The sequence below is a fragment of the Mycoplasma sp. 4044 genome (genome assembly GCF_053851695.1).
Genome location: NZ_JBSQBD010000004.1, coordinates 26518 through 36079, shown reverse-complemented (window position 1 = coordinate 36079; position 9562 = coordinate 26518). Strand labels below are relative to the sequence as shown.

8 protein-coding genes are annotated in these 9562 nt (G+C 28.7%); 2 read left to right on the top strand and 6 right to left on the bottom strand.

Annotation, left to right across the window (positions count from 1 at the left end; genetic code table 4):
- From ACWXVN_RS03000 to ACWXVN_RS02990, 3 genes are all read right to left on the bottom strand, one after another.
- A partial coding sequence (locus tag ACWXVN_RS03000; RefSeq protein WP_455979070.1) for a hypothetical protein occupies positions 1–233 on the bottom strand: 233 nt, incomplete at its 3' end.
- Positions 234–410: 177 nt separating this feature from the next.
- A complete protein-coding gene (locus ACWXVN_RS02995; protein WP_455979069.1) occupies positions 411–1706 on the bottom strand; it encodes a hypothetical protein in 1296 nt (431 codons plus the stop codon).
- A 323-nt stretch (positions 1707–2029) separates the two neighbouring features.
- Positions 2030–4690: a hypothetical protein gene (locus tag ACWXVN_RS02990; protein WP_455979068.1), complete on the bottom strand. Its 2661-nt coding sequence runs from the start codon at positions 4688–4690 to the stop codon at positions 2030–2032.
- 239 nt (positions 4691–4929) lie between these two features.
- Here ACWXVN_RS02990 and ACWXVN_RS02985 point away from each other — a divergent pair, with 239 nt between their 5' ends.
- Together ACWXVN_RS02985 and ACWXVN_RS02980 are read left to right on the top strand one after the other, a co-directional pair.
- Positions 4930–6681, top strand: coding sequence for a hypothetical protein (locus tag ACWXVN_RS02985; protein ID WP_455979067.1), 1752 nt, complete (start codon positions 4930–4932; stop codon positions 6679–6681).
- 112 nt (positions 6682–6793) lie between these two features.
- On the top strand, positions 6794–7051 hold the full coding sequence (locus ACWXVN_RS02980) for a hypothetical protein (RefSeq protein ID WP_455979066.1): 258 nt from the start codon (positions 6794–6796) through the stop codon (positions 7049–7051).
- Positions 7052–7376: 325 nt separating this feature from the next.
- Here ACWXVN_RS02980 and ACWXVN_RS02975 read toward each other — a convergent pair whose 3' ends face one another.
- Genes ACWXVN_RS02975 through ACWXVN_RS02965 form a run of 3 tightly spaced genes read right to left on the bottom strand, consistent with a single transcriptional unit; the run spans position 7377 to position 9505 of the window.
- Entirely contained in the window at positions 7377–7967 is a 591-nt protein-coding gene (locus tag ACWXVN_RS02975; RefSeq protein ID WP_455979065.1) for an HNH endonuclease, read from the bottom strand.
- A complete protein-coding gene (locus ACWXVN_RS02970) occupies positions 7942–8565 on the bottom strand; it encodes a DUF262 domain-containing protein (protein WP_455979064.1) in 624 nt (207 codons plus the stop codon). The genes ACWXVN_RS02975 and ACWXVN_RS02970 overlap by 26 nt, the downstream gene beginning before the upstream one ends.
- Entirely contained in the window at positions 8558–9505 is a 948-nt protein-coding gene (locus ACWXVN_RS02965; RefSeq protein ID WP_455979063.1) for an adenine-specific methyltransferase EcoRI family protein, read from the bottom strand. Before ACWXVN_RS02965 ends, ACWXVN_RS02970 begins: the two co-directional genes overlap by 8 nt.
- Positions 9506–9562 lie beyond the last annotated feature (57 nt).

The following is a 9562-nucleotide window of genomic DNA, read 5'->3' as shown; positions in this document are numbered from 1 at the left end:
TTTTCATTATTAACATTTGCTTGATTAAAAAACTCATTTACCAACTGATTATCATTTAGTTGTTGATATTGTGTTAGCTGTGCTTTTAAACTATCTAATTGTGTAGTTGACATTTTTTCGCTTAAATATTGTTTTGGACTCTTATTATCTAGTCCTGGACTAGTCTTCTCACTCGCATTTTGGACGATATTATCATAAATTGCTAATGTGTCAATAGTATTTTTACCATTCAAAATAACCTTTTTGATAATAGGTACAAGTTGTTGTTTTGCACTTTCTAATGAAAGTTGTAAGTTTTTGGTATCTTCATTATTTTTACTGTTTCGCTAAAAACTTGTAATAGGACATACATTTAGAAAACAACTAAAAAGCTCCAACTAAAAGTTGGAGCAAAATTTAGCATCAATTAACTAAGATTGTTCTTCTTGTTTAAGTATTTGTGTTACTTCGTCTTCAATTTCTTGACATTTATTGTTATATTCAGTCATGATTTGAACAATTTTGTTAGCGCCAAGATAAGTATTTAATTCAAAAGGTCCCGGGAAAAAGAACTTTATGTCATTTGTTAAAGTCATAAAATGTGTTTTGTTGAAACTTGGTGCTAGTTTTTCAATTAAAGTATTTGTTTCGTTGTATTTTGGAGAATCACCTAAAGATCCTAAAGAACTTGATATCATTGATCCTAAAATGTAGTAGTCAGTAGAAGAAGTACCATTATAATAAATGTTTTTTAAGTCTTCATTTTCTAATATATCACCTATTTTTCTGTTTACATCATCGATCTTACTTATTATTTCTTTATTGTTATCTAAACTAAAGTCAATACTGTGAATAAGCTGTTTAATTTCATCAATTTTCGCTTCTTTTGCTAGTGCAAATCATTTTTGTGTTATTGTGCTGAATTGTGGCGCTGAGCTTAAATTGTCAAAATATTGTCTTACATTAGAATCAGTGATTTGATTTTGTTTGTAGGCATTATAATCACTTTCTAAAGTATTTAGGCTATTTATTAATTGAACAAAATTATCCACACGATTCAATATTTTCCCATATTTAGTAATTATTGATAAAACGTCACTTACGCTAGATATGTCTGCATAAAGGTTTTCAACTAGATTGTTATTCATTATATCCAATGAATTGAAATGAACTCTATCAATTTTGATATTCGGCATTATTGTGTTTTTTAATTTATTTACGAAGTTAGCAATTAAATTATTTCTTTGGTCTTGTGTCATTAAATTATTATTATCAGAAGTCAAGATTTTTTTGACTTGACCATAATTATAGAAAACTTCATAAGCCTTACTGTTTAATTTGTTTTGAATGTAACCAAAATATCAATAAGTAAGCAAATTATCATCATTTCTAGCTATTACTTGATTGTGTGATAATTTTCTTTCTTCGCTAGCGTAACCATTTCTCAATTCCGGAAATTGATAGTAAAGTGGAGCCCCTTCAACTGGATCATCAAATTCAAATTTTCCGGTTTTGAGTAAATCTTGATACTTTTGATAATATCTTTGAAGATTAGACTGAACTTTTTCTGATACTTTGCGCAGTGTAGGTAAATCGCTACTTAAGTATTTGAAGCGCTCACTATCTTGCGAATCAATGAATTCTCATCTCGTAAAATCAATAAAGCTATTGTAATACGTATTATGGTTAGTTGATTTAAAATGTGTGCGCGATATTGAACTTTTCACAATTGCTTCTCATATTCTTGAAGAGCAGTTAAATCATTTTTATTAACTGATTCAAATTCAGCGACTTTTGCAGCTCAATCAATTTTAAGTTGTGCAACTTGTGGAAGAGGATCGATATCCAATATATTACTGATGAGATCCTGAGTTGATTTGATAGAGTTGTTGATTCTACTTATTTGATAATAAATTTCTGAATCATTGATAAAATTATCTATTCAGGAAACTAAATCGTTATATGTTTCTTTCAGTCCGTTAATATCTTTGCTAGTTTCTAAATTACTTACTTTAGATGCAAATTTATTCATTCCTTCTTTGTATACACTCTACTCGGTATTTGTCATCGGCCTATTACTTTGACTATAAGCTTTATCATAAATTTTGCTTGCTAATAGGTTTATTTCTAAATTTTGATTGTCAGTTCTCAATTTATCATTTTTAGTGATATCGACTTGCGAAACATTTTCAATAAATGTATTAACTTGAGAATATGTTGATTTTAGATTTTGGTAGTATGATGGATACTCATCGCCATAAAAATTACTTTCATACTCGCTTATAAATTCTTTAGTATCATCTATAGTTGTTAAAGCAGTATTCAATTTGTTACCAAAATCAAGGGCATTTTTAAATTGCGTTTGTGATAATTGATATTCAGCAACACTCTTAAGGGCTGCATTGTGTCCAAATCAAGAATTATATGCTGTAATTGTTGAATTTAGCAATTGATTTGTTTTAGGTTTAGTATTTTCTAGGGCAATGAAAGATTTTAAATTTACGAGATCAACAAAAGCGCTTGTTTTAGCACTTAATTGACTTGTTTGGGTTACTAACTCTGCGCTTGTTTGAGTTAATTCATTAAATTTTTGATCTGAAAGTGTTATTTGACCATTTACTATTTTCGACAAGCTGCTTAAAGTGCTTTCGACATTAGTTTTAGCATTATCAAGTTGAGGTTTTACTTCATCTTCGGCTGCATTTAATTTAACTAAAGTCGCGATATTGCCATTAAGTTGATTTAACGTTGGTTTTAATGAAGCAATTTGTTCATCGGCTTTTGCTTTTTGTTTCACGTTATTTAAATTATCTAAAATTTCAATCTTTAGTTGTGAGTAAAGAGCGGTCGCATCTGTTTTGTAGCCAAGGTACAAAATAGCATTTTGTTTTCAGGTTTGTAACTTAGATTTCAGATCGTTAATATAGTTAGTATTTTTATCTTTATTTGCTTCTAATCAGTCATTTGTTGGTTGCAAGGCATCCTGTCAAAGAGTTTTGTATAAAGTCGCTTTGTTGTATAAGTTTTTGTAAAGTTTTACATTGTTGAATAGAACATTGATTTTAGTGTTTTGTGTGTAAGTGGTGTTAGCAATTTGTGTGTCTAAATTACTTATGGTTTGTTTTGCTTGTGTATCAAAAGAAGAAATGAAACTGCGCAATTTGTTTGCTTGATTTGTTTGCTGGTTATTTGCTTCTTGAGTTAGGTTGTTTCAGTTAATCTCAGCAGTATTGATAGTGGCTTTTAATTGGCTATTTGCTTGTCTTAGACTTGCAGCATCATTAGTTGCTGAGTTTTGATATTTATTAATTAAATTTGCTAGCGTGTTAATTGATTGAGTTATTTCGCTTGTGCGATAGCTTTCTTCAATTGATTGTAATCTAGTAAGCATTTGTTTTGCTGACAATAAATTAGCATTAAAGGTTACTTTTTCATTGCTATCTCTATCTTGTTGTTGTTTTTTAATATCTTCTATTGCTTTATTTAAGTTTTTAACAGCATTTTCAAAATCGTTGGGCTTTGTTGTATCTTGAGGTTTATTATTTTTCAAAGCATCGTCAACTTTTTTGATTAAGTCTTGATAGAAATTATCACTGTTTTGCAAGTTTTTTTTCAAATTGTTAGCATCGTCAACTGACTTTTTGTATTGATTTTGTCTAAAAGCTAGTTCAGTATCTTGTACAGCTTTTAAAAGGTTTTTTGTTAGTTGTTGCTTAGTAGGAAAATCAGATGAAGCAAAGTCTTTGTTGTTTTGCTTGATTTTATTTTCAAGTTCATTTGCTAAGTTTGCTTTATTTTCTAAGTCACTTTGCTTAATATTTTTTAATAATTCGTTTGCTTTATTCAAAGCGTCTTGATTAGATTTATCAAGATCTTGTTGACGTTTAAGATTTAAAAGGTTTTTAATATCTTTGAATTTTTGTTTTAGATCATTCGTTTTATTACTTAGGGAGTTATAATCCTGATTGTCATAATCTTTTTGTACTATTTTTTTGTATTCATCAAAATTAGCTTTAAATTTGTCAACTTCATCCTTTATTTTCGATGTGTCTTCACTACTTAATCAATCTTCAATATCTTTGATTAACTCATCACTTTGACTTTTGACGTTGTTTAAATTTTGTTGCAATTGTTCTCTTTGTTTTTGGTCTAATAATTGTTTTAGATTTTGCTTTTTAGCAGCAAATTCGTCATTTTCTTTTTTGATTGCATTAGCATTTTTGTCTTGATAGTTTTTTGTTAAATTGTTTTTAAAACTCTCCAATTCATCACTAAGCTTTTTAGCTTCATCATCAATTAGTCTTGTGTCAGTATCATTTAATCATTTCTTAACATCATCAGCAAGCTTAGAACCTTTTTGATATAGAGAATCAAGCTCTTTTTGCAATTGTTGTCTTTTTAATTCAGCATTCTGTTTGCTTTGCTCAAGTAGTGATTGCAATTTTTCATTTTGTTCGTCTAATTGCTCTTGATTATACTTATCAATATCTTTTTGAGTTTGGTCGTATAAATTTTTAAGTTCTTGATAGTCACTTTCATCTTCATGATTACTTAAAAATGCTTTAGTTTCTTCTAAAGTTTCTAAAATCATTTCTTTATCTAATTTCTGTTCCGGTTTTTGTTTAGCACTTACTAAAAAACCAATTGATGTACCGACTGCAATTGAAGATAAAGCAGCGACTAAAAAAGCTAGTTTTTTCGTTTTTGACATCTTTTTCTCCTTTTAGTAAAATAACAATTATGTTATTTGTATTAAAAATAAGCACATAAATTGTAACATTATGTCGCACCAAAGTCTAGTTTAAAAAACCCCAAAGCCCCAATTTGCAAAAAAAAAAAAAAAAGCAACTTTTTCACTGACAAAAGTCGATTTTCGCTGTTTTTTAAAAATTCAAAAGCAACTTTTTGGAAAATTATTACTTTTATAACATTTGTTATAATTTCTAAATTATGAAAAAGAAAAATAAAGTACTTTTTACAACCTTAATTGCCTTAGGTCTTACCACTACTACTCTTGGAATTTCAGGACCACTCATTTACAAAAGATACAAAGAGGGTTGAAGTTACGATTCATCATACATCAAGCAATTTGAAAACAATGACATTTCAAGAGTCAAAATCAATAACGATTCAAGCTTTCGTTCAGTTTTAGAAAAACAAGAACAAGCTGACATTAACGTTTACTTTGCTTCACAGGGAATTCAAGCTTATTACAACTTGTTAAGAATGGCAATGTTGACTAAAAAAGAAGTTCACTTTGGAATCTGAAAAAGTGAAAACTCATTCCAACGTAAAACAAATGCTGAATACTTGGCTAATTTCTTGAAAAATTTGCGTCAAGTTGATAAAGATAATGAAGAAGAAATAAGAAAAAACACAACTGTTGAAGAATTTAGTAATCCTTTGTTTTGAGATATATTAACAACTTATGAAAACATTGTTAAAAATAATCCAAATAAGAAAGTTTATATCTGGATTAATGTCGACCACATTAAAAATAATCACAACATTTTGAGTCTTTTAAAATATTCAAATGTTTGCATTAATGGAATTGAAGACTCACAAATTCTACCTGGTTACATGGTTGATAGATTTGAAAAAGGATGAGTTAGTGAATCGGAATATAAAAATTCAGACACTGGCTTACTAGAAAATAATCTTGATATCATCGATAGAACCCGCCAATATTTAGTTTCAACTTTCTATCACAATGTTAACTTTTTCTTCACCGAGCAAAATGCAATTGATCGTTTCAAATTCTTAGGACTAACTAACATGTTTAATTTCTTTGACCAAAGTGATGAACAACTAAAACACAAAGAAATTAAAGATTACATTTTCACAACTCGTGATATTCAAAATAAACGTTATATGACTCATTGAAGTGCTATAACTGGTTTAAATTGAGAAGCAGAAAGAGATATTGTAAAGCAAGATTTTGCGCAAAATAACAAACCTTCATTGCTAGTATTTGGAACACAGTCTACTTGAGATTTAAATTATCTAATTTATTTAGCTGATAAATATGCAGACACATATAACATCTACTACAAAGGACATCCAGGTTCAAACTACAACAGTAATTGAGTAGAAACTAATCTTGATTTAGTTAAAAAGCCTTTAAAATACACAGATTTAGTAACTAAAGAATCAAAAACTTATACTCCAAAAGAAGGACACATTATTCGTGCTTTGGAATCACAAATTCCTTCGGAAGAATTAACAACAGACAATGTCTTTAGTCAAGAACCATTGCGTTTTGATAAATTCGCTGCAACCGATTTTACTTCAACAGCTCTAATTGGACTATTTAATGGTTATAACAATGCTAATGACTTGTTAGAAATCCAAAAAGTCGAAACTAACGATATTCTAACTAACTATCAAAGTGATGATTATTTAGAACAACTAGGTAAATTGATTTCAATTAAGATTCTAGGTAATTATTTGAAAACATCAATTAAAGAGTCTAGTCAAAACAAGAAATTAGATGACTTGACTAGTGATGATTTTGATTTTGTTATGCCAAAAGACAAGAAACCTTATCTTTCAGACGTTTATGATGTCAAAATCATTTCAAAAGAAACTAATAATAGCAATCAAGTACTAATTAAATTTAGTGCTAAAGTTCAATCCGCTTCAATCAAAAATGACAAAACTGAATATCCAGTAACTTTCATTTATGTAGGTCAAAATCAATAACAAAAAAGCAATCGCATTTTTTAGCGGTTGCTTTTATTTGTAACTTTTAATAAATTGCAATAAGTATTGTTTAGTCCAAATTAATGAAACTAAAGTATACAAAGAAAAAATAATGTTTAACACTGAAAGAGTCAACATATTGCGAAAAGCAATATTAACAATAAGAGTGATTAATATTAGTGCACTTACAAATAGCAAGCTACCTGAAATAAAAGTGAATGAATATCTTTTCTTAAAACTCTTTTCAAAACTTGAAATTGTTAAATTCGAAATTTTATTAACCTTGTTTCATATCCAACAAATTGGCGCAATTATCAATAAACTCACTGCACAACTTGCTATTGTTAAACATAAAAATACAATAGTATAAATGTCCCGGATAGCAGCAACAATCGAATTACCATTGATTGTTAAAATGTCTAAATGCAAAATCAAGTCAAGAAGGAATTTTAGCACTACAGCACTAAAAATAGTTGCCATTAGGCCTAAAAATGTTTTATTTCAGAATTGTAATTTTGTTACCAAATTTTGTGATAGTTGATAGTTCATAAACTAAATTTTACTGATTTTTGAGAGTTTCTTTCCTTTAAGTTTTGTTTTTAGCTTTTTTAATTTCAAAAAAATTCAAAAACTTAAAAGGAATTAAGATTTCATTAATTCTTCTATATTTAAACTTGCATATAATTGAGATCTTACTATTTGTTTGATTTTATTTTATTACACTGAGAACACAACAATTGAGCATTGTCTCTAACTGTTCTTCCACCTTTGCTTCAAGCCTTTATGTGATCAACTTGCAGTTCGTTATAATTGAACTTATTATCACATTCTGCGCATTTTGAAAGTTCCACATTATTTTCAATAAACTTTTTAGCGTTAAAGAGTTCCAATTTAATTTTGCTATCAAAAAAGCGTTTCTGATCGATTTTTATATCTTTCAACATTGCTTCAAGAAAATCAACAAAATACATAACTTTGCTTCTACTTGTGTCTATCAATCCACTCTTTCTTGCTTCTATGTAATCCTTATAAAAAATCTTAGCCCTTTCTTTGAATGTTTTTGAATCGATGTTTCTCATTTTTGTATATAGCTTTATTTTTTCATTACTCTCTGTAGCACTGGACACTATTTTGAATGCATCGAATCATGTGTCATAGTCTTTCACAGCAGTACCGATAAAATCTTTAATAAGTTTTAAAATTGGTTGGATCTTAGAATCTCATAATTTTTGAAAAGCCTCTGTATCATTTTTTACTTTTTTAATTTCATCGCCAAGATCTTGCAAGGTGGTTTTCTCAAAAATTTTTTTTCAGAATTCAAAGAGGTATTTTTCCTCTATCTATAGTTGATTTTTCTTTTGGCAAGATAGATTTTAGATTTTCGTCATCTAAACACACTTGCTTTAAATTTTGAATAAAGACCCCATTGTATAACCCATTGATAATCTCAAATGTTGAAAGTGGGACTCCTAGTGTATTTATTCTGTTGAAAATTTCTCTTTTGTAATTTTCATCACCAGAACATTCAAAAACAAGTCAGATTGTTTGATTTATTATATCTTGCACATTATTGTTTGTTGAATCCTGACCATAGTCTTTTCAAATTCTATTTTTATATGTTAACTCATTACATTTGAATTTTTTGACCGATTCGATTCTTTGTTTTCCATCAAGCACTTCCAATTTACCATCTTCTCTTTTTCATAAATAAAATGCTGGAAGCGGTATTCCTTTTACCAAACTGTCTATGACTTTTTCTTGTTTTTCAGAGTCATAAACGATTTCTCTTTGCATTTCGATGTCTGAAATAATTTTTCCATCAATGACGTCTTTTATCAATTGTTCGACTGAATAATTTTTGTTTTCTTTTTGGTTATTAGTCATTTTCTTTAACTCTCCTTATCAGCAATCTTCCAAATACTTTTTTTCCATTTACATATGGGTATCCATACTCAATGTCCCCATCAATTTTTGTGTTATTCATTTTTCCGATAATTTCAAATTGTTCTGGATTATAATGATCTAAAAACGTTATAGGAACTCCCATGATTCCAAAATAGTCTTTGGGAATATCTTTCACTCTATTGACATTTATATATTGTGGGTGATGATCATAAAAAGGATATAAGTTTTTGTCATATTCCTTTGTTAAAATGTATCTTCTTTTTCTTGGTTCATTATCTAGATTTGTGAACCAACGAACTTTGTTATTCATATTTTTTACTATGCCATCTTTACGCAAAAAATTACTAGGCTTTGAGTAACCAAGCCAGCACTGATTTAATTTGACTCTTTTTAAAATTGGAGCATATAAAGCAGCTGTTTTATCGCCCATTACTAAAAATTTAAGATTGTTTTCTACAAGTAAGTCAACAAAATCAGTGAATAATCTGAAAGGTGGATTAGTTATTACAACACCATCGGGATAGTTTTTGGCAAATTCAGGAATGCTTTCTTGAAACTTTTTACCTTCATTTGTGTCAATATTGTAATTAGAAAAATGCAAATCAAGATTTCATTCTTCTTGTTTTGCTCTTAAAAATCTACTAAATGCGAATCCATCATTTATTTCGGGAATGAACTTCTTTTCATACAAGATTTGTTTTTGTTCTCTAGAAAGAGTGTCGTAATCATAATCACACGGACAAAGAATGCTTTTGTTTCTTAGTTGCTCTTTATATTTCACAAGTTCTGCAGCTACATCATTATAATCGGTGAAAAATTCATCATCTTTATTTCTTTTTGCATTATTTAGGTTGGTGTTTTTTCGTCCTAATACGTTCGAGCTAGTCTCTCTCTCTCTCTCTGTTAGCATGTTTTTCATAATTAATACTCCTTAGTTTACTTGTTGTTGTATTATACAAAAATAACTTTGTCAACA